Origin of the sequence: Gordonia sp. PDNC005 (assembly GCF_016919385.1) — a bacterium.
Taxonomy (GTDB): Bacteria; Actinomycetota; Actinomycetes; order Mycobacteriales; family Mycobacteriaceae; genus Gordonia.
On sequence record NZ_CP070351.1, the window covers coordinates 3,696,263 to 3,720,651 of the forward strand.

The window sequence follows — 24,389 nt, forward strand, 5'->3', positions numbered from 1 at the left end:
ACACGAAATTAATCATCTGTTCGGACTAACGGCAAATCTGTGCCAGAGGGCGGCGTCGAGCGTCACGGATTGCGGTTCGTATCGATCAGTTTTCGAGAAGCGTGAGACGCGCGGACCGCCGTAGCGTTGTTCCCATGACATCAATCAACGCACTCACCATCACCGCAACCGACGTCGACGCGACGCAGACCTTCTACAACAAGGCATTCGGCCTCGGCGACCGGCTCCGCGTGGAGCAATCCGACGAACCGTCATCGGGCTTCCGCGGCTTCGTCATCTCACTCGTCGTCGCCGACCCCGGTGTGGTCGACGGGTTCTTCGACGCCGCGGTCGCTGCGGGAGCGAAAGTCGTCAAGCCGGCGTCGAAGTCGCTCTGGGGCTACGGCGCGACCCTCGAGGCGCCGGACGGCACCGTGTGGACGCTGGCCTCGTCGACGAAGAAGGCCACCGGGGCACCGTTGGGCGTCGTCGACTCGATCGTCCTGTTGCTCGGCGCAGACGACGTCGCAGCCACGAAGACGTTCTACATCGACAAGGGCTTCACCGTCGCGAAGAGCTTCGGTCGCAAGTACGTCGAGTTCGAGAAGGGCGACGGACAGATCACCCTCGCCCTGCAGAGCCGCAAGGCCACGGCCAAGAACGCGGGTGTGCCGGCCGACGGCAGCGGGTCGCACCGCCTCATCGTGTCGTCCGACGCGGGTGCGTTCACCGACCCAGACGGCTTCGTCTGGGCTTGACCCGAGCGTCAGAGGGTGAACGACGCTCCGGTCAATTCCTCCGACAGGTCCCACAGCTTCGTCGCCACGTCGAGGTCACTCGCACGGGCGGTACGGCCCGCGAGTGCGGGATGACCGCGCATCTCATTGAGCCCGTCCGGTCCGACATACGAACCGCCGGGCAGATCCTGGCTCGCGGCGAACAGCATCGGCCACGTCCCCGCCTCCGCCGACTGGGCGATCACCTTGTTTCCGATCCGACCACCCCAGTCGAAGACGGGGTTGCCGGTGCGGGTCTGCAGGTTGGTGGCCGCGTAGCCGGGGTGCGCGGCCATCGATCGAACTGCCGATCCCGCGGCCGTGAGCTTGCGCTGCAGCTCGAGCGAGAACAGCAGGTTGGCGAGTTTCGACTGCCCGTACGCTGCCGCGCGGCTGTAGCGGCGCCGTTCCCAGTTGAGGTCGGCGAGGTCGATTCGGCCACTGCGGTGCATCATCGACGACATCGTGACGACTCGGTCCGTCACGTGAGGCAGCAGCAGATTCGTGAGCGCGAAGTGACCGAGATGGTTGGTGCCGATCTGCATCTCGAATCCGTCCGCGGTCCGCGACTCGGGCACGTTCATCACGCCCGCGTTGTTCGCCAGGACCGCGATGTCGCCGCTCCAGTCGCGCGCGAAGTCGCGAATGGACGAGAGATCCGCGAGATCGAGGCGACGGACGTCGGCGTGTCCACTCAGAGACGCCGCAGCCTTCTCACCCCTGTTCGTGTCGCGGACTGCGAGGACGACGTTCGCGCCGACGCGCGCGAACTCCTGTGCCGCCACCAGGCCGAGCCCGCTGTTCGCGCCGGTGACGATCACCGTCCGCCCGGTGAAGTCGGGAAGGTCGTCGGATGTCCACGTCATCGCATCGCTGCTCATCAGTCCTTGCTATCACTCATCTCGACGCGTGTCACCGACCGGCGATGACTCGGGCCCCCCACGGACCCGAGTCACCGGCCGGCGCCTCGATGAGGTGACAGCCAATCGATCGATCGATCAACTGGTGGGTACCGTAGGCGGACCGACGTGGCGATGTCCAAATAACGGCGACGATTCAGTCGTTCGGCGGATTTCCAGTACCCCGAAGTCCCAGCGAGATGACTGACTGAGTCCGATGACCGGTGTTGATCACTCGCCGCTCAAGGTTCGCTTCGGTGCCCACGTCACGCGCGACCTCGACCAGGAGCCGATTCGCACACCGGCCGGACACCCCGTTGGTGTCGACGAACCGCGAAGTCGGCAGACTCCTGCTCACTGCTCTGTCGCCTTCTTCTGGATGCCCCGCGGAACGGCGAGAGAGAGGACCGCACCGAGGAGCGCCGCGCCCGCGGACACCAGGAACGCGTACCGGAAACCCGACTCTTGGTAGACCACTCCGGTCGGCCCGGAGTCGGCCACGAAGTGCGCCAGGACGGTGAACCCGATCGCCGAGATCAAGGTGCCCGCCATCGTCTGCGCGACTCCGACAAAACTCGATCCGACGGCTCGCTCAGTCTCCGGAAGCGTCAGAAGAGTCAGGTTCGGGACCGCGGCGTAGATCATGCATCCGAGACCGAACACCACCCAGATGAGCATCATCACGGCCTGCGACGTCGGAACAGCGGCGAGGAACGCCGCCGACGCGGCGATCGCGAGGGCGCCCAGCGTCAGATGGTTCCGGAAACCGACTCTCCGTGCGGTGGCGCCCACGATGAACCCGCTCGCCACGATCGCCAATTGCCCGGGAAGGAGCCATCCGGCCATCTGGGTGGCGGAGAGCCCGAAACCGTAACCGGTGCTGGTCGGTGATTGCAGAAGCATCGGCATCAGCGTTGCGAGGAGTGTCGTCGCACCATATGCGATACCGCCCGCGATCACCACGAACCGGAGCCCAGGGTTGGTGATCAAGTCGATTCGGATGAGCGGCTCAGGGGTACGACGCTCCCACCAGACCCACATTGCGAATCCGACGAGACCGGCGGCTACGACTCCGAGGGTCCGTGAGTCGACGATGCCCCATACTTTGCCCTTGGACAGTCCGAACATCACGACGAACATGCTCACCGTCACCAGGAGCGCGCCGATCCAATCGATTCCGGACTTCGAGCGGATCGACGTCTCCGGAACGAACAGCGCCGCGAGCACCGCGCCGATCGCGCAGAACCCGAACGCGAACCAGAACACCGACCGCATCCCGTAGTGATCGATGAGGACACCGGCGACGAGCATCGAACCGACACCGACGGCACCGACCCCCGTATTGGCGATGCTGATCGACAGCGACTGCATTCGGCGCGGGAACGTGTCTCGAATCAACGTGTATCCCAACGCCATGCATGCGAAGGCGATTCCGGAGATGAATCGCCCGGCGACGAGGATCTCAAAGCTCGGCGCGGTCGCCGATATCAACGCGCCGACCGCTCCGATCGCAGCCGTGACGACGAGCATCCTCCTCTTGCCGTAGCGGTCGGCCAACTTCCCGAGGACCGGGGAGGCGACCGCGCCGGACAGCGTGAACGCCGTCATCACCCAGACCACCTGACTTCCGGGAAACTCCGCGGCCACCTGAGGCAGAGCGGGGGCGATGAGCGAGAACCCGAGCGCCGATTGCTCGGTGAGGAGCAGCAGGATCAGCAGGACGCCGACCCAGGATCGTGTGGAGCGGTCGTCGGGCGACGAAGCCTCCACCTGCCGGGCATTCCCGGACGTCGAGACGGACATGGATCAACTCGCTTTCTGGGGGCGCTCGGCCGAGGTCATCGGAGGGAGAAGTGGGCGGGGTCGGGCGCACGGTGTTCGTTCCACACGTCGACGAGCCGCCACGGGCAGGCGAGGATCACTCGCCCCTGGTCGTTCCGGTAATAGGTGTGCGCCGTCGGCGTGTAGCGCCACACGGTGTTCTCCATGTCTGCGTCGATACGTTCGACGTACTCGTCGTAAGCCGCACGAGTCGGCTCGAGAGAACGGCTGCCCGTCTCCGCGAGGAGGTGCAGACATTCGAAGAGGTAGTGGACGATCACCTCGATGCCGAAGTTGTTCCCCGCACCGTGGCTGGGGTTCGCGTTGGGCGCGTTCGCGACGAAGAAGTTCGGGAAGCCGGGCACCGTTCCGCCTCGATACGCACGCGGGTCGTTGTCGGCCCACTCGTCGACCAACCGGACCCCGTCCCGGCCTCGAATGTCGAAGTCGGACAGAAAGTCCAGGTGGAAGCCCGTGGCGTACACGATCACGTCCACCTTCACGATGTCGCCGTCCGGTGTTCGGATCCCCTCCTCGGTGATCTCCGCCGGTTCGGCGACCACGACGTCCACGTGATCCTGCGCGAGTGAGGCGTAGTAGCGACCGGGATCGCGGATGATGCGCTTTCCGAAGGGAGCGAAGTCGGGCGTCACCTTCGCCGCGAGCTCAGAGCCCTCGCCGAATGTTCGGTCGATGTACGCCAGACAATCGTTCAGAAGGAAGTCGTTCGCCGGGGAGATCGACTTGTGGTCGGCCGCCCACTCCGGATCGACGATGACGACGGGATAGCCGTTGTCCGCCGCGCCCCAGAACGCCTTGAGCCGCAACCAATTCGCGTAGAACGGAACACGCCGGCCGAGACGCCGATGGTGATCCGGCACGTCGTCACTGTCGCGTTTCCTCGGCGCCACCCAGTGCGGTTGACGCTGGAACAGCGTGAGGTGGGCGACGTCGCCCGCGATCGCGTCGACTACCTGAGCGGCTGTGCACCCCGCTCCGATCACAGCGACCCGTTTGCCGGTCACGTCGATGGAGTGGTCCCACTGCCCGGTGTGCACACTCACCCCCTGGAAGCGTTCACGTCCCGGTGCGGACGGATACTTCGGCCGATTCAGGTATCCGGCTGCGGTGAGTACAGCGGCCGCCGTCTCCTCCCGGGCGCCGTCCACGTCGCGAATCCGAATCCGCCATCGCGCGGCGCTCTCGTCCCAGGTCAGTGCTTCGACTTCGGTGCCGAATAGGGTGCGCCGGTCGATGCCGCTCCGCGCGACGACGTCACGAAGGTAGTCCTGATACTCGCCGCCCTTGGGGTAATAGCTGGTCCAGTCGGGATTGAGCTCGTGAGACAACGAGTAGTAGGCCGACGGCGTGTCGACGCCGACGCCCGGGTAGGTCTGAGTGAGCCACGTGCCTCCGATGTCGTGGTTGCGCTCGTAGATCCGGTACTCGACCCCCTCGCGCTGTGCGCGCAGACCTGCAGCGATTCCCGCCAGTCCGGCGCCGACGATGGCGAGATCGAGCGTCGAAGGAATTGAGGCAGTCCTCGGACTCGCCGCTTGTGCGAGCCGGAATCCACCCTGTTCGAGCAGCATCGCGTAGTACTCGGACGGGACTTCGACACCCATCGCAGTGGTCGCGAGTCGGCCGAAGAACTCGAGGTCGACGGCGCCCGTGTCGACAGCAGACTGAGGGTCTCGGTCGGTGAGTTCACGCGCCAGCCTGTCGACGATCGCGTCCGCCGTGCCGGGATCGGTGACGCCGCGCATCTCCGGCGGATCCGCGATGTGATCGATCGCTCCGCCCAGATCGTCGAGCACGGTCGGGTCGCCGGTGACCTGTGCCAACACGGCCAAGAGGACTGCGGGGTCGGCTCGACGCAGGTCCTCTCGGAGGACGTCGTGATCGGAGTCGGCAGGACGGGTTCCGGCGTGGGTTGGGGCGAATGTGGACACTGAACGGCTCCTCGTCGACTGCAGGATTTGTGTGTGATGCGGAACACTATTCAAACTCCAGAGCCACTGTCAATACTCACCGATAGATTTCCATATTCTGGGTCTAGTGAATGACCTCTTGATATAGAAATGCGGTGAGGGTGGCGACACGACGCCGCTCCCGCAGACTGAGAGGACCGCTCGCATGAACGAACTGCGCTTCGACGGGCAAGTCGCGCTGATAACCGGCGTCTCCACGTTCGGGCTCGGGCTCGCGTACGCCCGCCAACTGGCAGAACGTGGCTGCCGCATAGTCGTGAACGATCTCGGCCGCGACTGGACAGGCGGCGCCAATCAACCCGGAACCGACGCCGCCGTGCAGATCCTGCGCGCTGAAGGCGCCGATGCGGTCGGCGCCACGGGAGACGTCGTCACGCAGGCCGACACGATCGTGCAGGCGGCAGTCGACTCGTTCGGTCGCCTGGACATCGTCATCAACAACGCCGGAGCGGGAGGCGACTTCGACACTCAGGTCGACGTCCATCTACGAGGCGCGCACCGCATCGCGGAAGCCGCCTGGCCTCACCTCGTCACGGCGCGCGGCGCGATTCTGAACATCTCCTCCAATGGGAGCTACGGCGCACCCGCGATGCCCGGTTATGCGGCCGCCAAGGGCGCGATCCTGTCGCTCACCCGCACCCAAGCGATCCTCGGCCGACCGCACGGTGTCCGCGCCAACACCGTCCTTCCGGCGGCATGGACTCGATCGACCGCAGGAATCGAACAACCGGGGTTCGCGGAGTTCATCAGAACTCACTTCCCGCCGGAGGCCGTCGCAGCGTTCGTCGCGTATCTGCTGCACCGAGACACATCCGTGACGGGCGAGGCGTTCGCAGTCGGGGGCGGCCAAGTGACCCGGGTGATTCAAGCCGAGTCACGGGGAGCCTTCGCCGCCGAGCACGTCCCGGAGGCATGGCCCGAGTTGATCGATCACGTCCTCGCCGTCGACGAGGTGACCACGGCGCATTCACTCTGGGCTCAACTCGACGCATTCGTCGGTCGGATGCCATCTGAGGTACAGGCCGATTGGGATCTGGTCAAAGTGTCGCCCGACGTCACGGGGAAGGCCGGTGCACGATGACCGAACTGGACGCCGACGTCGCCGCCTACCTCGAAGCTCGCCGTTCCACCTGGGTCCCCATGCACGTGGCGGGCATCGACGCGTCGCGTGCAGCACTCGCCGCCCTGCCGAGCCGGACCGGACCAGAGATGCACACCGTCGAGGACAGGGTCCTCGACGGGCCCCACGGACCGCTGCCGGTCCGCATCTACCGGCCGTCGGCGCAGACACGACTCCCAGCGATGGCGTACTTCCACGGGGGAGGCATGGTGATCGGAACGATCGACGACTTCGACATCGTCGCGCGATTCCTCGCCGAAGCGTCCGGGGCCGTCGTCATGAGCGTCGACTACCGACTCGCTCCCGAGCACCAGTACCCGGTGGCCACCGAGGAGGCCTGGTTCGCGGTGCAATGGCTGGCCGCCCACGCTGATGAGCTGGACATCAACGCCGATCGGATCGCGGTGGCGGGTGACAGTGCCGGCGCCACCCTGGCCGCGGGTGTCGCATTGCAGAGTCGCGACGAGGGCGGACCTCCGCTGTCGTTCCAACTCCACCTGTACGCCGGAATCGATCGGGACGACACGCGGCCCTCCGTCATCGAGTTCGCCGCCGGCCCGATCATCACCGCGGGCGACTTCGCGTGGGCCAAGAACCACTACCTGGGCGACGACCCGAGCCTCGACCACCCGTACGGTGTTCCGAGTCTCGCCGACGATCTGTCGGGATTGGCCGACGCGATCGTCGTCACGGCGTCGCACGACCCCAGCCGAGACAGCGCCGAAGAGTATGGTCTACGTCTTCGTGATGCCGGGGTGCAGGTGGCGATGCTGCGATACCCGGGAGTGGCCCACGGCTTCCTGATGCACGCCGATCACCACGCCCGTGCTCGGCTCGCGCTGGACGAGATCGGCGGGTTGATGCGGGCCAAGCTGAGGCGGTGACCCGCCGTCAGTCGACTCGCAGCACCGAGCACCAGACGTCGGTGAGTGTCGAGATCGCCACATCTCTGTCCATCTCCCACCCGCGGACCATCCACGTGTTCATGAATGTGGCGATCCCGCCGATGAGGATGAGCGCACGCTGCTCGCCGCCATCACCGGCGAATCGTGCCCAGAGCGCCTGGTTCATCGTCAACGCTTCGACGAATCTGCGGTGGTAGTCGATGTAGAAGTCGTCGTACTGGACCAGCCCGGCCGACTGCACCTGCAATCGCACGCGGCTCGCCTCCCACGCGTCGACCAGGCCGACGATCCACCCGGAGATGCTCTCGCGCGTCCACTCGTCGAGTTCGCCGAATGCCCGGTACAGCGCTTCCGCTTCGTCCCACAGTTCGATGACGATCTCCCGAGCGATCGAATCCTTGCTGGGGAAGTACGAGTAGACCGTGGCGCGACTCGCTCCCGCAGCGTTCGCGATCTCGTCGATCGTGGTCTCCCGGAACCCCTGACGGCCGATCAGGTCAGCGGCGGCGTCCAACAGTGTGGCGCGAGTCCGCACCTTCTGTTGCTCCCGAAGAGTCAGACGCGGCTTCGGTACAGATTCCATACTCCGAGTCTACTGTGGGGACGCTGAGCTGGTCGCAGACGACGCATTACCCGGTCGGACGCGCCTGTGAAGCGATGAGCTCGAGCAGGATCGCGCGGAGATCTGCCTCCGAGTCGCCGATCGCTGCGATCAGACGAGGATCGGTGCGCTCGGCCTCCACCAGTTGCTCGTAGACCCGTCGGCCTTCTGCAGTCGCGGCGACGACCCGGCGACGTTGATCACTCGGGTCCACTTCGCGCGTCACGTACCCGCTGCGCTCCAGCCGTTCAATCGTGTGACTGGCGGTCTGGTCGGTGACCCTGGCGGCCTGCGCGATCTCTCGTTGCGACGCCGACTCTCGGGCGACGGTGTGCAGCACCACGAGGCCCGCACTCGACATGCTGTACTCGCGGAGCACTCTCTCCCATTCGTGCTCCACCAGCCGCGCCGCCATCGAGAGCAGACGCCCAGTCGGCCACCCGGCGTATCCATCGTTCACGCCGATCAACCTACCGCCGAACGAGCTCAGAATTCGGCCCGTTGAATTACTCAGTAGACTGAGCTTTAATGACGGTACGTGAGAACGACACACCGCGGCCCACGACAACTTCGGAGGACTCCGTGCCCGACCTCGCCGACACGAAACGACGGACAAGCCGCAGGCGATGGCTCGTCCCCGCCCTGCTGATCATCGCCTGGCTCATCGTGGGGTCGATGGGCGGACAGTTCGCCGGCCGCCTCGGCGACGTCCAGACCAATGACAACTCCTCCTTCTTGCCCGCGTCGGCGGAAGCGACCGAGGTGGCGGAGATCGAATCGTCGTTCGTCGACAGCAGCAGCGTTCCCGCGATCATCGCCGCATCGCGTGATTCCGGAGTCACGCCTGCCGACGTCACGTTCCTGCAGACCGCGGCCGCGGCGGCCGCCCAAGCCGATGATGCAGTCCAGGCCTCCTCACCCGCCGTGCGATCGCAGGACGGCGCAGCCGCGCGACTAGTCGTTCCGATCGATTCGACGAGCGACGTCGGTGACGTCGTCGAAGACTTGCGCGAGGTGCTCGCCAGAGGCGCACCCGACGGCTTGTCCGTTTACGTGACCGGGCCCGCCGGGACCGCCGCCGACCTGACCGAAGCCTTCGGCGGCATCGACGGCCTCCTCCTGCTCGTCGCAGGCATCGTGGTGATTCTGATTCTGATCGTCGTGTACCGGAGCCCCATCCTCCCGTTCATCGTCATCCTGTCCGCGATCTTCGCGCTCGCTCTCGCCAGTGCAGTCGTGTACTGGCTCGCATCCACCGACACGATCACGCTCAACGGTCAAAGCCAGGGCATTCTCTTCATCTTGGTGTTCGGCGCCGCGACCGACTACGCCCTCCTGCTCGTCGCACGCTATCGAGAGGAGCTCTCCACAACGGACGACCGGTACGACGCCATGCGCACTGCGTGGCGGGCGACCATCGAACCTGTCGCCGCGTCGGCAGGCACCGTGATCGCCGGCGTTCTGTGCCTGCTGCTCTCGGATCTGAACTCGAATCGCAGCCTTGGACCTGTCGCCGCCATCGGAATCGCCGCCTCGCTGATCGCGTCGATGACATTCCTGCCTGCGGTTCTCGCACTCGTCGGCAGGCGCGCCTTCTGGCCGCGGACGCCCGTCCACACGGCGTCACAACCTGCCGATGCCGAGCACTCTCACCGCATCTGGGCAGCGCTCGCACGGCAGGTCTCGCGCCGTCCGCGCACGATCTGGGTGGCCTGCGTGCTGCTTCTCGGCATCTTCGCGGCCCTCATGCCGTCCTTCAAGGCCGACGGCGTGGCCCAGTCGGACACCTTCCTCGTCACGGTCGACTCCCAGCGCGGGCAGGACGTCCTCTCTGCCCATTTCGATGCCGACGCCGGGTCGCCCGCGCTCATCATCACCAGTTCGGGAACCGTCGCCGCAGTCCAGAAGGCTGCGGCAGGCGTCGAAGGAGTTGCCACCGTGACCCCGGTCGGCGACGCGGGCGGCGCTCCCAAGACCGTGGACGGCCGCTCCGCGCTGCGAGCCGAACTCACCGATCCCGCAGACTCGCTCGCCGCCGAGGACACCGTCGTTCGACTCCGCGACGCGGTCCGCTCCGTCGACGGCTCCGACGCCCTTGTCGGCGGTTCCACTGCCGTCGACCTGGACACGAAGACCACCGCGACACACGACAAGAACCTGATCATTCCCGTCGTGAGCCTGGTCGTCCTGCTGATCCTGTGCCTGCTGCTCCGCTCGATCCTCGCGCCGCTGATCCTGATGGCGACGGTGATCCTCTCGTTCGCGGCCACACTTGGGATCTCGTCGATCGTGTTCAACCACATCCTCGGGTTCCCCGGCGCGGATCCCGTCGTCCCGCTGTTCGCCTTCGTGTTCCTCGTGGCCCTCGGAATCGACTACAACATCTTCCTGATGACACGCGCCCGTGAAGAGGCCCTCCAGATCGGGACGCGTCGAGGGATCATCAAGGCGTTGACCGTGACAGGCGGAGTGATCACGTCGGCAGGCGTCGTCCTCGCCGCCACCTTCTCCGCACTCTCGGTGATTCCGCTGATCTTCCTCGCGCAGATCGCCTTCATCGTCGCGTTCGGGGTTCTGCTCGACGCCCTGATCGTGAGGACCCTGCTGGTCCCGGCGCTGGTGCACGACATCGGGCAGAAGGTCTGGTGGCCCAGCCGACTGAGCCGCTCCGAGCGCCTAGACGCTCACTCGGAGGCCGAGCGTCACTGAGTCGCCTTGTCGACCACGCTCCCCGCGGCGGCGACGAGACGCTCGCGCGTGTACTCCTCCGGCCGCGACAGGAGGAGCCTGCCCGACTCGATGACGAGCGCGACCATCATGCGCGCGTGAACATCGACGTCGAGGCGGTCCGCTTCGGGACCCCGGTCAGCGGCGTGGGCGCGTAGAACCTCGGCAAGCCGGGTGGCGGCCTCTTCGCGGCCACGCTCGACGGTGCGCCGAAACGCGGGGGTCGCACTGTCGGCGAGTTGCAGGACCGCCCGCCACAGGTCGGGCGAATCCTCGAACATCCGGAGCAGGTTTCCGTACACGACGAGCGCGATGCTCGACGAGCCGCGAACCGATTCGCTCACGGTGACAGCCGCCGAGCACTGTGCGAGCGCGCGCGCTTCCTCCCGTCGCAGCGACGCGTTGAGAAGGTCCGCCGAATCGCCGAAGTGCTTGTAGACCACGGGGCGCGTCACGCCTGCCTCGGACGCCACGGATTCGATCGACACCTTGTGGACGCCCCGCTCCACGATCACCCGGAGCACTGCATCGAGGAGTTGCTCACGCCGTTCCTCTGACCCCATCCGGGGTGCGTACGGACGCCTGAGCTGCACATCCGTGTCCAGATCCGCCATCGAAGCTTCCTCCCGTATCGCGCTCGCCAGCGCCCCGCCATCGTACGACTTGTTAAGTTACACTCACTGTAGCTACAGTCTATGTAACTTTTGTGAGGATGCCAGATCCTCCCGTGCACCAGCGAAGGCGGGCGAACGATGGACCGAAGCGAACGAGTCTGCGTCATTGGGGCCGGTTACGTCGGCAACGGCGTCGCAGGCGCACTGACCAGAGCCGGGGTCGACTACGACCAACTCGAGGCGAACGACCGGATCGGCGGCAACTGGTCGCACGGCGTCTACGACTCGACCCACCTCATCAGCTCCAAGACGTCGACGCAGTACGTCGAGTTCCCTATGCCAGGCGACTACCCCACATTTCCGAGCCGGCAACAGATGCTCGCGTACCTGCAGTCGTATGTGGACGAGTTCGGCCTCGAGCAGCGCATCGAGTTCAGCACCGAGGTCGTCGACGTCCGACCGGTCGACGCCAACGGAATGGCCGGCTGGCACGTCCGCCTCGCTTCGGGCGAGGTCCGGAGATATAGAGCCGTCGTCGTCGCGAACGGCCACTATTGGGAGCGCAACATGCCGCACTACCCGGGCACTTTCACCGGCGAACAGATCCACTCGAAGGACTATCGGCGACCGACCGACTTCGCTGCGGACGGACGTGTGCTGGTGGTCGGCGCCGGAAACTCAGCCAGCGACATCGCAGTGGAGGCGTCCGCCACCTTCGGCACCGCCGACATCTCGATGCGCCGAGGCTACTGGTTCATCCCGAAGACCATGTTCGGGGTCCCGGTGTCCGAACTCGACCGCGTCTGGTGGCCGATGCCGCTCCAGCGCGCGGCGTTCAAGATGATGCTTCGGTTGAGTTACGGCGACTACGAGTCGTACGGGCTGGCGCGCCCGGACCACAAGTTGTTCACCCGCGACGTCACGGTCAACACCTCACTCATGTACGCGCTGCAACACGGTCGCGTGGTCCCGCGACCGGAGATCGAACGATTCGACGGCCCGACCGTGCACTTCACCGACGGAACGTCGTCCGACTACAACACAGTGGTGTGGGCGACGGGCTTCCGCACGAGGTTCCCGATGCTCGACGAGTCGATGTTCGTCTGGGAGGACGGCGACCCCTTGCTCATCGAGCACGTCCTCGCGCCGAGGTTCGCCAATATCTATCTCATGGGGCTCGTCGCTCCTCGGTCGGGAGCTGGTCGCATCATCTCGCACGGCGCAGCGTTTCTCGCCGAAGCGATCGATGCGCAACCCAGGTTCTCCGAGCCGCTCGCCGACGTCGTCGGCCGGTGGATTCCCGCACGATCGTCGATGCTCGCAGGCTCGGCGGAGATCCTCTGTCGAATCCGCCTCCTGAGGCAGGGCCTCCGCGCTCTGTCCGCGGCAGCCGCGATGCGGCCGACCCTCTCACCCGTCCGAACGCCCGCACCAAAGGAGCAGATCCCGTCATGAGCTTCCCCTCCCCGACCCCGGATGCCCGGGTCGTCATCACCGGAGCGTCGAGCGGCATCGGCGAGGCGCTCGCCGAATCGTTCGCGCGGCGCGGCCACTCCTTGATCCTGGTCGCCCGGCGCGCGGACCGCCTCCGCCTCCTCGCCGATCGACTCGCCACGCGCTACGTCGTCATCGCCGACGTCGAAGCGTGCGACCTCGCCGATCGCGACAGCCGCCGCGGGCTCGTCGACCGACTCGGCGCCGTCGATGTCAGCGGGATCTGCCTGAACGCAGGATTCGCGACGTACGGCGGCATTCTCGACCTCGATCCCGACCGGGAACGGGAACAGGTCGAGGTGAACGTCGTGGCCGTCCACGACCTTCTGCTCGGTGTCCTGCCGGGACTTGTCGCACGGGGCTCCGGCGGGATCCTCGTGACCGGGTCGACCGCGGGCAATCAACCCAGCCCCAACAACACGACGTACGCGGCTACTAAGGCTTTTGTGAACACGCTGTCCGAATCGCTGCACAGTGAGCTCGCCGGGACCGGCGTCACCTGCACACTCCTCGCGCCTGGGCCCGTCCGCACCGAGTTCGCGGAGGTGGCGGACCTCGGTGCGATCGAGCAACGCCTTCCGGCGTTCGCCTGGGTGAGCGCAGAATCCGCAGCCGAAGCGGCCGTCCGCGGCCTCCTGTCCGGGCGCCGACGGGTGGTACCCGGCGTGACCGCAAAACTGCAGGACGTCGGGGGCAGGCACGCTCCGCGAGCCATCCTCAGCCCGATCCTGCGGAGCGCGTACGGAGAGTTCAGATGAGAGGACTTCCGACGAGCAGCCGAGGCGCCGACTACAACCTGCGCGGCAGCCTTCGGGAAGCACGGCGTCTGGCTCCGGTCCGCGGAATGCTGTATCGCGACGCGCACTACTTCACCGCCACCGTCGAGGTGGATGTGCCGACCATGAACGCCTGGTTGCCCGCAGGCGTGCGACCCGTCAATCCGGGGCGTGCCGACGTCTTCGCAGCGTGGTTCCCCGACTGCACGTACGGCTCGGTGTACCACGAGGCCGGTGTGTTCGTTCACATCAAGACCATCGGCGGACGCACCGGAATCCACTGCCCGTGGATGATCCTCGACGACGACGTCGCGTTGATCCTCGGACGAGAGCTCCTCGGCTACCCGAAGAAGCTCGGGGAGATCAACTGGTCCCTGGACGACACGACGATCTCCGCTTCGGCCCACCGCCGCGGAGAAGAGCTGCTGACCATGAGCGGGCGGCTGGGCGACGTCGTCTCCGATGCGCCGCCGATCCTCGGCCGGCCACATCGAAACGTCGCGGGCACCCTCGGCGCGTCGTTGCCTCGAGTCATCGGCTTCACACCGGGCGAGCACCCGATCGAGACCCGGACCGTGCATCTCGACGACTTCCGAATCCGGGGCACCGAGCGAGACCCCATCGACCGGATGGGCCTGGGAGCCGTCGTCGACTCCCGTCTGCATCGCGTCGACCTGTCCGCCGGCAGCCCGCCGATTCCGCTCCGCCCGTTGTCCCCGCTGTTCTCCCTGACCCGACTTCGACCGAGAGTCCTGTGATCACCATGCCCGATACTCCTCACGTCGCCCGTCCCCTGACACTGCCCTGCGGGCAGGTCCTCACGAACCGACTGGCCAAGGCCGCGATGAGCGAGCAACTCGCTTCTCGAGACGGAACACCAGGCGATGCTCTACGACGCCTGTACTCGGTCTGGTCGCGCAGTGGGGCAGGCCTGCTCCTCTCCGGGAACATCATGGTCGACCGCGACGCGCTCACCGAGCCCGGCAACGTCATCCTCAACGACGCCCGAGGTCTCGAGGCGATCCAGAGATGGACGGCGGCGACGTCGGGCACCGACACGAAGCTCTGGGCGCAGATCAGTCATCCGGGCAAGGTCGCCGTCTCCCCGTTCAACCGCCGTCCGGTGGCCCCTTCGGCTCGCCGCAGCCCGGTGCCCGGATACAACCTGCGCAAGCCGCGCGAGCTGGCGAGCCGCGAGGTCTCGGATCTGATCGGAAGGTTCGCGCGCACCGCGGAGTTGGCGGTGGCAGGCGGGTTCGACGGCATTCAGATCCACGCCGCACACGGCTACCTCCTGTCACAGTTCCTCTCACCGGTCGCGAATCAACGATCAGACGAGTGGGGAGGTGACGACACTCGTCGCATGCGCGCAGTCCTGGAGACCGTCCGCGCCGTTCGCGACGTCGTCGGCAACAGCGTCCCTGTGTCGGTGAAGCTCAACTCGAAGGACTTTGTTCACGGCGATTTCTCCTCTGAGCAGGCGGTCGCCGTTGCCGTCGCCCTCGGCGAGGAGGGCATCGATCTGCTCGAGATCAGCGGCGGCGGATACGAGCAGCCCGCGATGACCGGAGTCGCCGACGGCCAGGACGCCACCACCGATCACGGGTACTTCTTCAGGTTCGCCGAGCAGATCCGTGCAGTCAGTCCGGTCCCGATCATGCTCACCGGAGGCCTCCGAAAGCCCGCAGCGATGGAAGCTGTCCTCGCCGGCGGAGTGGTGGACGTGATCGGACTCGGGCGGCCTCTCGCGTTTGTGCCCGACTACCCGAAACACCTGATCGAAGGCCGCGAGCCGCCCCTCCCCAAGAGCGCACCGCGCATCGGTTATCGCCCTGCCGACGGTTACCTCGAACTCGCGTGGCACAACAATCAGCTTCATCGGATCGCCGCTGGGAAGTCGCCTCAGCACCGCCCGGGTCTGCGCACTCTCGCGCAGTCGCTCACCAGGATCACCGTCGCCGCCGGAAGACAAGCCACAATCCCCCGCTGACCCGGACCTGCGACTCTCTTATCGAACTCACAGGCGAATCTTCTATGTATTCGGACACATACAGACTAGACTGGAGATACCAAGCAAAACGGACACTCTAACTGTCGAGACGCCGAAGGGAGGCGAACACGATGAACGACACATTCGATCTTCCCGATTCGCCTCTAGAGCTCGCCCGCCTGCAGGACGCAGTGGCCGCGAAGCTGTCGTCGGTGTCGCTGACCCCGATGACCGATGACGACGTGCTGCACATGTCCGACGTCTTCGAGCGTTCGAACCGCCGCTCCGACGGCGTCAGCGCCCGCCTCTTCGCGGAAGTGTCCACTCGTGGCGCCTACCGCAAAGCGGGTGCTCAGACTCCGGGCAAGTACCTCACTTCCGCGCTTCGTCTCGGTGCCGGCGCGAGCAAACGTCGTCTCGCCGCCGCCTTGGCGATCAGTCCGATGTACAACTACTCGGGCGACCAGCTCGACCCGACGCTGCCGGCCACGGCAGCAGCTGTGGCCGATGGTGATCTGTCGGTCGATCACGTCAGTGAGATCGTCGCTGTGATCGACGAGATCCCGGCCGCGATCCCGGCAGAGGACAAGGCCCGCGCCGAGGCCGAGCTCGCCGAACTGTCTCGGCAGTTGACCCCGGAGGGCACCCGGGAGGTCGGACGCCGGATCCTGGCCCACTTGGATCCTGACGGTTCGTTGACCGACGACGCCGACCGTGCGCGGACTCGGGGATTTGCGATCCAACCGCAGGACAAGCGACTGATGTCGAAGATTAGGGCGCAACTGTCCCCGTCGCTTCGAGCCAAGCTCGAGGCCATTCTGACCCTGTGGGCCGAGCCGGGGATGAACAATCCCGACGACCCGGAGTCCCCGCGCGGGCCGGCCTACAGCGCCGACGCCGAAGCCCTCGCAGCGGCGCGTGAGCGGGACACGCGGTCGCAGTCCCAGCGCAACCACGACGCGCTCGAAGCGATGCTCGACCACCTGCTCGCCAACGGCGCGCTCGGCGACTCGATCGCCCTCCCGGCCCACCTTGTGGTGACCGCCTCACTCGAGGACCTCGAGAACCGGGCCGGGGTTGCGGTCACCGCGACGGGGACTCGTCTGCCGGTGGCTGATCTGGTCGACATCGCCGCCGACGCGACCCCGTGGCTCGAAGTGTTCGAAGGCCAGTCCTCGCAGATCCTGCACTTCGGGCGCGGCCGCCGCCTGGCCTCCCTCGCCCAGCGGTTGGCGTTGTTCGGTCGGGACCGCGGCTGCACCGCGCCCGGCTGCACCACCGCGTGGTCACGGACCCAGGCGCATCACATGCCGGACTGGCAGGACGGTGGCCCGACCGATATCGATCACCTGGGCGGTGCGTGCGGAGGACATAACCGCAGTGTCTCCACCACACCCGGCGGATGGGAGACCACCGTCCTGACCTCGGGCCCGTTCAAGGGTCGGGTCGGATGGCGGCCTACCGGTTCGAACGAGCCGTGGAAGGTCAACCACTCGCTGCAGCCGGAGAAGCTCCTCCCGGCAGTTCGGGCCACCCAGTCCGGATCGGCAGTGGAGAAGTGGCTCTCCTGCCGAATCCCGGCACCACCACCGGGACCACCGGCCCCACCCGGGGTCGACGTGGTGCGCAACCCCGCCTGAACTGGTCAGGCGGGGACACCGCCATGCCCGCATCCCGAGCAGAGCGCTGGTTCCAGTGAATGGAAGTCGTTCTTGTAGCTGCGACCCGCCTCTGTCACGTTGAGACCATGACTGCTCAACTCACTCTCAGCACCGCCGACCAGCTCATGGCAATCGAGGAGATCAAGCGGACGTTCTGCGCTCGCCTCCGCTGCATGGACAACAAGGAGTGGGAGGTCTATCCGACGCTGCACACCGACGATGTTGTCTCCGAGACCTGGGGAGGACTGCCGGCCGACAAGCAGCCGAAGACCGGCGGCACGTCGAATCGGATCGTTGGAAAGGAGAAGTTGACGGCCGCGATCAGCAGCTTTCTCGACGGCGACGTCAAGGTGACGACGGTGCATCACGGTCACATGCCGGAGATCGAACTGACGTCGGACACCACGGCCCGCGGCGTCTGGGCGATGGAGGACAAGCTCTGGTGGACCAACGGCGATCACGAGGAGCATCTCCACGGATACGGCCACTACCACGAGGAATACCGCAAGGAGGACGGTCGCTGGCTGATCAGCTACCGCAGGCTCAGCCGCCTCCGCGAGGACACGACACCGAACTACTTCGACTACGTCACGGCGCTGTAGTCGCGTCGAACCGCGCACCGACCGACTCGGCGACGTTCCGCAGTTCGGCCAGCTGATCGGTGTAGTGCACAAGGCTGTCCGCGGTGAGCGACGCCGTGACGATCGTCGCCCCGGCGTCGCGCAGGCTCTCCAACCGGTGTCGGGTGTCGTCGGGGTCTCCGAGCGGATCGAGTAGTCCGCTCGTGAGGACGACGTCGAAACCATCGGGAAGGTCGACGGTCGGCAGCATCTGGGACACCTGCTCCGGCGTCAGCGCGAACGGACTGAACCCGTCGCCCAACTCGACGGCTCGCCGCAGCGCCCGACGAGTGCGTCCGCCGACCCAGACGGGGACCGAGTCCTGCACGGCGTGCGGCTCCACCATCACGTCGTCGTACGCGTAGAACGGACCGTCGTGCCTCGGTGTGCCGGTGGAGAAGGCCGACCGGATGGCTGCGAGCGCATCGTCGGCACGTGCACCCCGATCGTCGAAGGGCATGTCGAGGAGCTCGAACTCCTCGCGCAGGCTGCCGACCCCGACTCCGAGGACCAGTCGACCGCCCGACACCTGGTCGAGGGTGCCGTAGCGTTTGGCCACCTCGAGCGGATGGTGATATCCGAGGACCAGCACGCTGGTGGCGAAGCGGATCCGCTCGGTCACCGCCGCAAGGTATCCGAACGTCGCGAGCGGGTCCCAGTAGACGCCGCCCCGCTCGGTCGCGACGTCGACCGGCACCGCCACATGTTCACTGCACGTCACGTGGTGATAGCCGAGTCGATCAGCAGCCCGCGCCACGGTCGCCAACTCGGCGATTCCGGAACCGGCCTCCCAGACCTGAGTGGTCGGCGGGTAAGCGGTGACAACGGGGAGCCCGAGACCGACGAACATCAGATCGCTCCGAGCGTCGGCTCTGACGAACCGTGACGGACAAGGTCGGACATGTGCTCGCTCCCCGATCGCGGACTCTTTCATCGAGCATCGCACGCACCAGGTCCGCATCCCGGGGCGGTCCTGCTGGGTGGGAGAACCACGCCGTGGTGACCGGAGGAGTCGCCCCGTTCCCGGCATACATGGCACTATCGGACGAGAGAGTCTCTTCTGGGGGTGTGTGGTGCCGTACTTCGGTCTGATCGTGCTGGTGGTCTGGGCAATAGCGCTCGTCGACGTCGTCGTCGCCGAGGAGTACCGCGTTCGGCATCTGCCGAAGATCGCGTGGCTCATCATCGTGATCCTGCTGCCGCTCGTCGGCTCCCTCGTGTGGTTCCTCGTCGGCCGCCCGGAGGGCGCCGCTGCGCCTGCCAGAACGACGGGCTACCCAGAATACGAACGGCCAAGCAGGTCGGCGCCGTCCAATCCGGACGACGACGAGGAGTTCCTCCGATCGATCCGCGAACGAGCGGAAGAACAGCGCCGCAAGGGCCGCGAACTGCGCGACAAGCAGGACCCCGACGGCGCTCCAGCGGAGGACTGACCGCTCCCCAAGTCCTGTTTGACGTTCCCCTTCGCCGGGTACTCCCCTCGCCTGACCACATCACGGCGAGGAGAACGACATGAGACGACTCACCCCAGGATGCACCGTCCGATGCCGTCGACCGTCCGGCGAGACCGCGGAGGGCACCGTCACCGCGGTGCGCCACTTCCCTGTCGACTTCGTCGAGGTCCTGTTCGCCGGTGAGGACCGGCCCGTCGCGTACACCGGCTCTACCCTCGCACGGGCCGAAGCAGCGACCGACATCGACAACCGCCCTCTCATTGCAGACGGAGCCTGGCAGGAGTAGCTCCGACCCGGGTGCCGCCGCCCGCCCGTCAGACGCTGCCCGCCTGCTCGACCACAAGGATTCGCGCTTCCGGTGCGGGATGCGCGATGTGCTCATCGCCCACTTCGACGCAGCACACTGTTCCCGGAGTCAACCGTTCGACGTGCTCTTCACCGTCCACCCGGTAGTGCATGTCCACCGCACCGTCAAGGACCACGAACACCTCGGGGCCGTCGTTCACATGCCACATGTACGGCTGATCGGTCCAGTGCATCCGAACCTTCGCCGACCCGATGTCCACGAGATCGAGCGCACCCACGGACGGTCGGCGGTGTAGTCGGCGGCGGTGTAAAACGCACGATTTGTCACTCCTCTTCGGGTGAAGCACAGTCGGCTCCGGCCTACGGTTGGTGCCTACTGATGTGACTATTCAGCTGCCCTTGACGATTTCACCGAACTCCGGAGGAAAGTCATCCCCAGGTTTCAAGCCCAGTTGTTTCATGGCAGCGAACGTCTTCGCGCTCGACAACAGATAGGCAGCTGTGGAGAAGCTGGAGCCCGACCGACTATCGGGATCTGCTCGCCCTGAGACGAAGTGCGGCGGTACCACCGGCACGCACTCAGCCTGACCGATGGACCGCTTGCCGTTCACGTCGAGCCAGTTCGCGAAATCAGCGTAGTCGACCGCATTCAAGATGTGATCGGCCAGGACCGCTTCCATGAAATCTGCCAGCGGCAACAGTTCTTCACTGATCATCGTCGACGGGTCGAAGATCCAGACGGTCGGATCCCCTGGTCTCTCCATCTGGTCGATCCAGTACTGGACACCTCGCCAGTCGCCGGCGATCACTCGGACGTCTCTTTCGAAGATCGCGTCGACGATACGCGACAGAGTGTCCGATGTGCCCGCGTCGTAGATCTGCATCGCACCGCGACCGATCACGACGAAAGCATCGTCATTCGCCGGCCGGTCTGCCCGCTGCTTCCGCCGCCAGAATGGCGAAACCACGACCTCAGCCCCGCGCCATGTCCACGAACTTCGAGAGGTGCAGTTGGTGGGCGACGGTGATGGTGGCCGTCGGCCCGTTACGGTGCTTGCCGACGATGATGTCGGCTTCGCCTGCGCGGGGATCGTCGCGCTCGATGGAGTCGGGGCGGTGCAGCAGGATGACCATGTCGGCGTCCTGCTCCAGAGATCCCGACTCACGGAGGTCGGACACCTGCGGGCGCTTGTCGGTTCGCTGTTCCGGTCCACGGTTCAGCTGCGAGATCGCGACCACGGGGACCTCGAGTTCTTTTGCGAGGAGCTTGATCGAACGAGAGAACTCCGAGACCTCTTGCTGACGTGACTCGACCTTCTTGCCGGACGTCATCAGCTGCATGTAGTCGATGACGACGAGCCGCAGGTCGTGGCGCTGCTTGAGACGCCGAGCCTTCGCGCGGATCTCCATCATCGTGAGGTTCGGCGAGTCGTCGATGAACAGCGGAGCCTCGGTGATCTCGCCCATGCGGCGCGCGAGGCGGCTCCAGTCGTCGTCGGACATGTTGCCCGACCGCATGTCGCCGAGCTTCACCTTGGCTTCGGCCGAGAGCAGTCGCATGACGATCTCGGTCTTGCTCATCTCCAACGAGAACATCGCGCTGGTGAGGCCGTGGTGGATCGACGCCGACCGCAGCCAGTCCATCGCGAGCGTCGAATTGTGGGTCGGGACCATCGCTTCACCCGCGAGGTACAGGTGACTTCGGTTGTCGACCTGAACACAACGCACCGGCACGCTCGGCACCGGCCGAACCGCGACTACGAGCCGCGACCGAACCCGGGTCCGAAGCTCCTTGTGGCGCTGCATCTTGTCGTGGACGGTGAAGACGTCGTCGGACGCGGCCAACCGCACCCACCCGCTGCTCGCCCGACGGAACGTGTAGCCCAGGCCCGCGGCTAGGTCGCCGACGATGCCCGACATGTGGTTGGTCGCGGCGGGGACGGTGATCCAGCCGTCGTCGTCGACGCGCGCGCGGGAGTCGAGGATGCCCGCCAACAGCGCACGACGCTGAGTGATCGATCCGCGCAGGTACTCGCGCGGGATGCGGCCACCGAGGTCGGCCATCAACGTCATCACGTCGACGGGGCCCTCGTCCTCGATCCGCATGGTGATCTCGGGGTCGTCGTACGCCATGCCGGCGAGAGCGCCGACTGTGTACGGGCCGTACGCGAACGGGCGACGCGGCAACTCGAGCGGCTCGGCGTTCGGGACCGTTGCACGCCCGGCGTACGACTGCAGCGCGTCCGTGGTGAGCACCTCGCGGCGACCGTCGATGTCGGCCACCCACTGGTGCTCCTGATCGGCGACGAGCGAGCCGCCGTCGTCGAACTCGATCTCAAAACACGGCCGCTGAGTCATCACGTCCGTCGCAGCGACCACCCGGGTGGGACGCCCGTCCGCTCCGAGCAGACGATCACCGACGGCGACGTTGCCCATCGTCGTCCAGCCGCCGGGTGTCGGGAGAGGCGTGTCGAGCGCAAGCGCCTTGCCCACACCGGGGCGTGCGGCGACGATGATCATCTGCCCCGGGTGCAGACCGTTGGTCAACTTGTCGAGATCGGCGAAACCGGTCGGAACACCAAGCGACAGTCCACCGCGCGACGCGATCGAGTCGAGCTCGTCGAGCGTCGGCTGCAGAAGCTCTTCGAGGACCACATAGTCCTCGGCGGTTCGACGCTCGGTGACCTCGTACACCTCGGCCTGTGCACGGTCGACGACCTCGGCCACGTCCTGGCCGCCGTCGCCGGCGTAGCCGTACTGCACGATGCGCGTGCCCGCTTCGACGAGCCGACGCAGGATCGCCTTCTCGCCGACGATCTCCGCGTAGTAGCCGGCGTTGGCCGCGGTCGGGACCGTCGAGATGAGGGTGTGCAGGTAAGGGGCGCCACCGACTTTGCGGAGATCACCGCGTCGCTCCAACTCGGCACTGACGGTGACGGCGTCGGCGGGCTCACCGCGTCCGTACAGCTCGAGGATCGCGTCGTAGACGGCCTGATGTGCGGGCTTGTAGAAGTCGCCGGGGCGGATGCGTTCGAGGACGTCGGCGACGGCGTCCTTCGACAGCAGCATGCCGCCCAACACCGACTGCTCGGCCTGCAGATCCTGGGGTGGCTGACGCCCGTAATCCTCCCGTGGCGGGGTGCCCGGCTCCTCCTGCTCGGGACCCTGGTCCTCCGGTTCTGCCACGCGCGTCTCCCCCACTCGTCGCTCAACGTCACCCCGGCGCGGCCGCCCCCGGAGTCCTGTCAGTTGCCACTGGGCGAACTGAAACCTTCCCAGAGGTTAGGGCCAGGCACCGAACCGCATCAAATGACCCCTGTGGACAACACTGTTGATGCCGTGTGCACAACTGGCGAAACCTCTGGACGGCATGTGCAATCTCCTGTGTACAGCGTGGGGAATTCGTCGGCCGTTCCGTGCCAATCCACAGGTCAGGACCATGTTTCTAATTCCCCAGCCATCAGATCGCCACGCGTCGGCGTGTTGCGTTGCGCCACGCCCGGGCAGCACTCCACGAGAGGTTGAGGTCTCTGCCATCGTCCTCTCCCACAGGCCCATTCATACGTTCGATGTACACCGTCAGGTCAAGCCGACGAGTTCGTGGAGAGTCGTCCCCGACACCGTCTCCACGCTGCCGTCGACCTGCGTCACCGCGAGTGTGAAATCGGACTGAAAGCGGAAGTAGCCGGGTCGGCCGACAAGGCGATCCATCACCGGTCGGAGCAATGCGCTGCCGATGACCGGAACGTCGTCGAGCAGCGACTGTGCGTGCAGAACACTCCGAACGTCGAGGGTCAACGAGAACTCTCCGGGGCTCTCCAGTGTGACGCTGGTGGGATACTCACGACGCGCGACGGGGTCGTACGCCCTCGGCCCTTCGGAGAGGGCCGCGTCGCCGGTACTCAGGATGATCGAGTCGCCTTTGGCGAGCATCACCGGCGCGATCTGGAGCCTGCCGTACTTCTCCTGCGTCGCGACGACGGCGTAGAGCAGCGAGTACTCGGCGGTGTAGAGCCTGCCCCAATGCCACTGGTCGATGACCTTCGGCATGGTGCCGACACCCCAGTTGTGGTCTGCGTACCCCGTGCCGACCACGTCCCACGACTCCTCGCCGACCCTCATCCGGCCGGTGACGGTCGCACGCGGGGCGCCGACACACCAGCCGAACACTCCGCCGTCGCCGAAGAGCGTCTCCCCGCGACCCGGCATCCATGGCGGCAGTTCGTTGACGAACTCGAGATCGAGCCGCACGTCGTCCTCGTCGAGAATCACCCGGTAGCTAGGGAGGCCGCCCTCGCTCAGGATCACACGCGCAGAGTTCGGGCCGATCCGCACGTCCACCTCGTCAGTCGAGAAGTGCGCGGCCCTCGACGGATAGCGTTGCGCGATCTGCCGTCTCGTCCCATCCGGGCGGTAGACGATGATCTCCACCCAGGGTCTGGCGAACGGCGGGTCCTCGGGACGGCGCTTCACCAAGAACCCGACGACGGTGTACCCGTTGTCGAGGTGCGCATCGAAGTACCAATGCTCGAACGCGCTGTGCTCGGCACGCGGATGCAAGGCATTGTGATGAGGCAGTACGGCGGTCAGCTCACCGTCCTTGCGGCCCGGCCCGTTCCACACCTCGACGACATCGATGGGCATGACGCTCCTCC

Annotated in this window: 23 protein-coding genes; 12 read left to right on the top strand and 11 right to left on the bottom strand. The window is 66.1% G+C overall.

From position 1 onward, the window contains the following. Positions 1-134: 134 nt before the first annotated feature. Positions 135-737 carry a glyoxalase gene (locus tag JVX90_RS17785; protein WP_205329995.1) on the top strand — a complete coding sequence of 201 codons (603 nt, stop codon included), beginning with the start codon at positions 135-137 and terminating at the stop codon, positions 735-737. A gap of 8 nt (positions 738-745) precedes the next feature. Here the strand turns inward: JVX90_RS17785 and JVX90_RS17790 are convergent, their stop codons facing one another. The 3 genes from JVX90_RS17790 to JVX90_RS17800 form a co-directional block, all read right to left on the bottom strand. After that, positions 746-1,636, bottom strand: a complete 891-nt coding sequence (locus JVX90_RS17790) for an oxidoreductase (RefSeq protein ID WP_240193947.1) — start codon at positions 1,634-1,636, stop codon at positions 746-748. 372 nt (positions 1,637-2,008) lie between these two features. Next, positions 2,009-3,457, bottom strand: coding sequence for an MFS transporter (locus JVX90_RS17795; RefSeq protein WP_205329996.1), 1,449 nt, complete (start codon positions 3,455-3,457; stop codon positions 2,009-2,011). Between the two features lie 35 nt (positions 3,458-3,492). After that, on the bottom strand, positions 3,493-5,427 hold the full coding sequence (locus JVX90_RS17800; protein WP_205329997.1) for an NAD(P)/FAD-dependent oxidoreductase: 1,935 nt from the start codon (positions 5,425-5,427) through the stop codon (positions 3,493-3,495). A gap of 184 nt (positions 5,428-5,611) precedes the next feature. Between JVX90_RS17800 and JVX90_RS17805 the strand changes: the two genes are divergently transcribed. Beyond that, positions 5,612-6,547 (top strand): SDR family oxidoreductase, encoded by a 936-nt coding sequence (locus JVX90_RS17805; protein ID WP_205329998.1) that lies wholly within the window; start codon positions 5,612-5,614, stop codon positions 6,545-6,547. Further along, complete coding sequence (locus JVX90_RS17810) at positions 6,544-7,470, top strand: alpha/beta hydrolase (protein ID WP_205329999.1); 927 nt, start codon at positions 6,544-6,546, stop codon at positions 7,468-7,470. The genes JVX90_RS17805 and JVX90_RS17810 overlap by 4 nt, the downstream gene beginning before the upstream one ends. Positions 7,471-7,477: 7 nt before the next feature. Here the strand turns inward: JVX90_RS17810 and JVX90_RS17815 are convergent, their stop codons facing one another. Together JVX90_RS17815 and JVX90_RS17820 are read right to left on the bottom strand one after the other, a co-directional pair. Further along, positions 7,478-8,074, bottom strand: coding sequence for a TetR/AcrR family transcriptional regulator (locus tag JVX90_RS17815; protein ID WP_205330000.1), 597 nt, complete (start codon positions 8,072-8,074; stop codon positions 7,478-7,480). A gap of 46 nt (positions 8,075-8,120) precedes the next feature. Beyond that, on the bottom strand, positions 8,121-8,507 hold the full coding sequence (locus tag JVX90_RS17820; RefSeq protein WP_205332485.1) for a MarR family transcriptional regulator: 387 nt from the start codon (positions 8,505-8,507) through the stop codon (positions 8,121-8,123). Between the two features lie 113 nt (positions 8,508-8,620). Between JVX90_RS17820 and JVX90_RS17825 the strand changes: the two genes are divergently transcribed. Next, on the top strand, positions 8,621-10,801 hold the full coding sequence (locus JVX90_RS17825; RefSeq protein ID WP_240193948.1) for an MMPL family transporter: 2,181 nt from the start codon (positions 8,621-8,623) through the stop codon (positions 10,799-10,801). Here the strand turns inward: JVX90_RS17825 and JVX90_RS17830 are convergent. After that, positions 10,795-11,433: a TetR family transcriptional regulator gene (locus JVX90_RS17830; RefSeq protein ID WP_205330001.1), complete on the bottom strand. Its 639-nt coding sequence runs from the start codon at positions 11,431-11,433 to the stop codon at positions 10,795-10,797. The genes JVX90_RS17825 and JVX90_RS17830 overlap by 7 nt on opposite strands. A 138-nt stretch (positions 11,434-11,571) precedes the next feature. Here JVX90_RS17830 and JVX90_RS17835 point away from each other — a divergent pair, with 138 nt between their 5' ends. The 6 genes from JVX90_RS17835 (at position 11,572) to JVX90_RS17860 (ending at position 17,956) form a co-directional block, all read left to right on the top strand. Next, a complete protein-coding gene (locus JVX90_RS17835) occupies positions 11,572-12,888 on the top strand; it encodes an NAD(P)-binding domain-containing protein (protein WP_205330002.1) in 1,317 nt (438 codons plus the stop codon). Beyond that, positions 12,885-13,685, top strand: coding sequence for an SDR family oxidoreductase (locus JVX90_RS17840; RefSeq protein WP_205330003.1), 801 nt, complete (start codon positions 12,885-12,887; stop codon positions 13,683-13,685). The genes JVX90_RS17835 and JVX90_RS17840 overlap by 4 nt, the downstream gene beginning before the upstream one ends. Beyond that, entirely contained in the window at positions 13,682-14,461 is a 780-nt protein-coding gene (locus JVX90_RS17845; RefSeq protein WP_205330004.1) for an acetoacetate decarboxylase family protein, read from the top strand. Before JVX90_RS17840 ends, JVX90_RS17845 begins: the two co-directional genes overlap by 4 nt. Before the next feature lie 5 nt (positions 14,462-14,466). Continuing rightward, positions 14,467-15,693, top strand: coding sequence for an NADH:flavin oxidoreductase (locus tag JVX90_RS17850; protein ID WP_205330005.1), 1,227 nt, complete (start codon positions 14,467-14,469; stop codon positions 15,691-15,693). Between the two features lie 131 nt (positions 15,694-15,824). Further along, the gene (locus tag JVX90_RS17855; RefSeq protein WP_205330006.1) at positions 15,825-17,333 is read left to right on the top strand and encodes an HNH endonuclease signature motif containing protein; all 1,509 of its coding nucleotides are present in this window, start codon (positions 15,825-15,827) and stop codon (positions 17,331-17,333) included. A 107-nt stretch (positions 17,334-17,440) separates the two neighbouring features. Beyond that, positions 17,441-17,956 carry a nuclear transport factor 2 family protein gene (locus JVX90_RS17860; RefSeq protein WP_205330007.1) on the top strand — a complete coding sequence of 172 codons (516 nt, stop codon included), beginning with the start codon at positions 17,441-17,443 and terminating at the stop codon, positions 17,954-17,956. On the opposite strand, the gene JVX90_RS17865 is transcribed toward JVX90_RS17860, so the two are convergent. After that, positions 17,943-18,824, bottom strand: a complete 882-nt coding sequence (locus JVX90_RS17865) for an LLM class F420-dependent oxidoreductase (RefSeq protein WP_205330008.1) — start codon at positions 18,822-18,824, stop codon at positions 17,943-17,945. The genes JVX90_RS17860 and JVX90_RS17865 overlap by 14 nt on opposite strands. 223 nt (positions 18,825-19,047) lie before the next feature. On the opposite strand from JVX90_RS17865, the gene JVX90_RS17870 reads away from it, so the two are divergent. Next, positions 19,048-19,407 carry a PLD nuclease N-terminal domain-containing protein gene (locus JVX90_RS17870; protein WP_205330009.1) on the top strand — a complete coding sequence of 120 codons (360 nt, stop codon included), beginning with the start codon at positions 19,048-19,050 and terminating at the stop codon, positions 19,405-19,407. Positions 19,408-19,486: 79 nt separating this feature from the next. Continuing rightward, entirely contained in the window at positions 19,487-19,714 is a 228-nt protein-coding gene (locus tag JVX90_RS17875) for a hypothetical protein (protein ID WP_205330010.1), read from the top strand. A 28-nt stretch (positions 19,715-19,742) separates the two neighbouring features. Here the strand turns inward: JVX90_RS17875 and JVX90_RS17880 are convergent, their stop codons facing one another. From JVX90_RS17880 to JVX90_RS17895, 4 genes are all read right to left on the bottom strand, one after another. Beyond that, on the bottom strand, positions 19,743-19,967 hold the full coding sequence (locus tag JVX90_RS17880; RefSeq protein WP_240193949.1) for a cupin: 225 nt from the start codon (positions 19,965-19,967) through the stop codon (positions 19,743-19,745). Between the two features lie 156 nt (positions 19,968-20,123). After that, positions 20,124-20,618, bottom strand: a complete 495-nt coding sequence (locus tag JVX90_RS17885) for a hypothetical protein (protein ID WP_205330011.1) — start codon at positions 20,616-20,618, stop codon at positions 20,124-20,126. 88 nt (positions 20,619-20,706) lie between these two features. Beyond that, entirely contained in the window at positions 20,707-22,920 is a 2,214-nt protein-coding gene (gene dnaB / locus JVX90_RS17890) for a replicative DNA helicase (protein WP_205330012.1), read from the bottom strand. Between the two features lie 393 nt (positions 22,921-23,313). Beyond that, a complete protein-coding gene (locus JVX90_RS17895; protein ID WP_205330013.1) occupies positions 23,314-24,378 on the bottom strand; it encodes a lipocalin-like domain-containing protein in 1,065 nt (354 codons plus the stop codon). Between the last annotated feature and the right edge of the window lie 11 nt (positions 24,379-24,389).

Coding starts and splice junctions, on each gene's coding strand:
- JVX90_RS17785 (WP_205329995.1), top strand. CDS start 135: ATGACATCAATCAACGCACTCACCATCACCGCAACCGACGTCGACGCG.
- JVX90_RS17790 (WP_240193947.1), bottom strand. CDS start 1,636: ATGAGCAGCGATGCGATGACGTGGACATCCGACGACCTTCCCGACTTC.
- JVX90_RS17795 (WP_205329996.1), bottom strand. CDS start 3,457: ATGTCCGTCTCGACGTCCGGGAATGCCCGGCAGGTGGAGGCTTCGTCG.
- JVX90_RS17805 (WP_205329998.1), top strand. CDS start 5,612: ATGAACGAACTGCGCTTCGACGGGCAAGTCGCGCTGATAACCGGCGTC.
- JVX90_RS17810 (WP_205329999.1), top strand. CDS start 6,544: ATGACCGAACTGGACGCCGACGTCGCCGCCTACCTCGAAGCTCGCCGT.
- JVX90_RS17815 (WP_205330000.1), bottom strand. CDS start 8,074: ATGGAATCTGTACCGAAGCCGCGTCTGACTCTTCGGGAGCAACAGAAG.
- JVX90_RS17820 (WP_205332485.1), bottom strand. CDS start 8,507: ATGGCGGCGCGGCTGGTGGAGCACGAATGGGAGAGAGTGCTCCGCGAG.
- JVX90_RS17825 (WP_240193948.1), top strand. CDS start 8,621: ATGACGGTACGTGAGAACGACACACCGCGGCCCACGACAACTTCGGAG.
- JVX90_RS17830 (WP_205330001.1), bottom strand. CDS start 11,433: ATGGCGGATCTGGACACGGATGTGCAGCTCAGGCGTCCGTACGCACCC.
- JVX90_RS17835 (WP_205330002.1), top strand. CDS start 11,572: ATGGACCGAAGCGAACGAGTCTGCGTCATTGGGGCCGGTTACGTCGGC.
- JVX90_RS17840 (WP_205330003.1), top strand. CDS start 12,885: ATGAGCTTCCCCTCCCCGACCCCGGATGCCCGGGTCGTCATCACCGGA.
- JVX90_RS17845 (WP_205330004.1), top strand. CDS start 13,682: ATGAGAGGACTTCCGACGAGCAGCCGAGGCGCCGACTACAACCTGCGC.
- JVX90_RS17850 (WP_205330005.1), top strand. CDS start 14,467: ATGCCCGATACTCCTCACGTCGCCCGTCCCCTGACACTGCCCTGCGGG.
- JVX90_RS17855 (WP_205330006.1), top strand. CDS start 15,825: ATGAACGACACATTCGATCTTCCCGATTCGCCTCTAGAGCTCGCCCGC.
- JVX90_RS17860 (WP_205330007.1), top strand. CDS start 17,441: ATGACTGCTCAACTCACTCTCAGCACCGCCGACCAGCTCATGGCAATC.
- JVX90_RS17865 (WP_205330008.1), bottom strand. CDS start 18,824: ATGTTCGTCGGTCTCGGGCTCCCCGTTGTCACCGCTTACCCGCCGACC.
- JVX90_RS17875 (WP_205330010.1), top strand. CDS start 19,487: ATGAGACGACTCACCCCAGGATGCACCGTCCGATGCCGTCGACCGTCC.
- JVX90_RS17880 (WP_240193949.1), bottom strand. CDS start 19,967: ATGCACTGGACCGATCAGCCGTACATGTGGCATGTGAACGACGGCCCC.
- JVX90_RS17885 (WP_205330011.1), bottom strand. CDS start 20,618: ATGCAGATCTACGACGCGGGCACATCGGACACTCTGTCGCGTATCGTC.
- JVX90_RS17895 (WP_205330013.1), bottom strand. CDS start 24,378: ATGCCCATCGATGTCGTCGAGGTGTGGAACGGGCCGGGCCGCAAGGAC.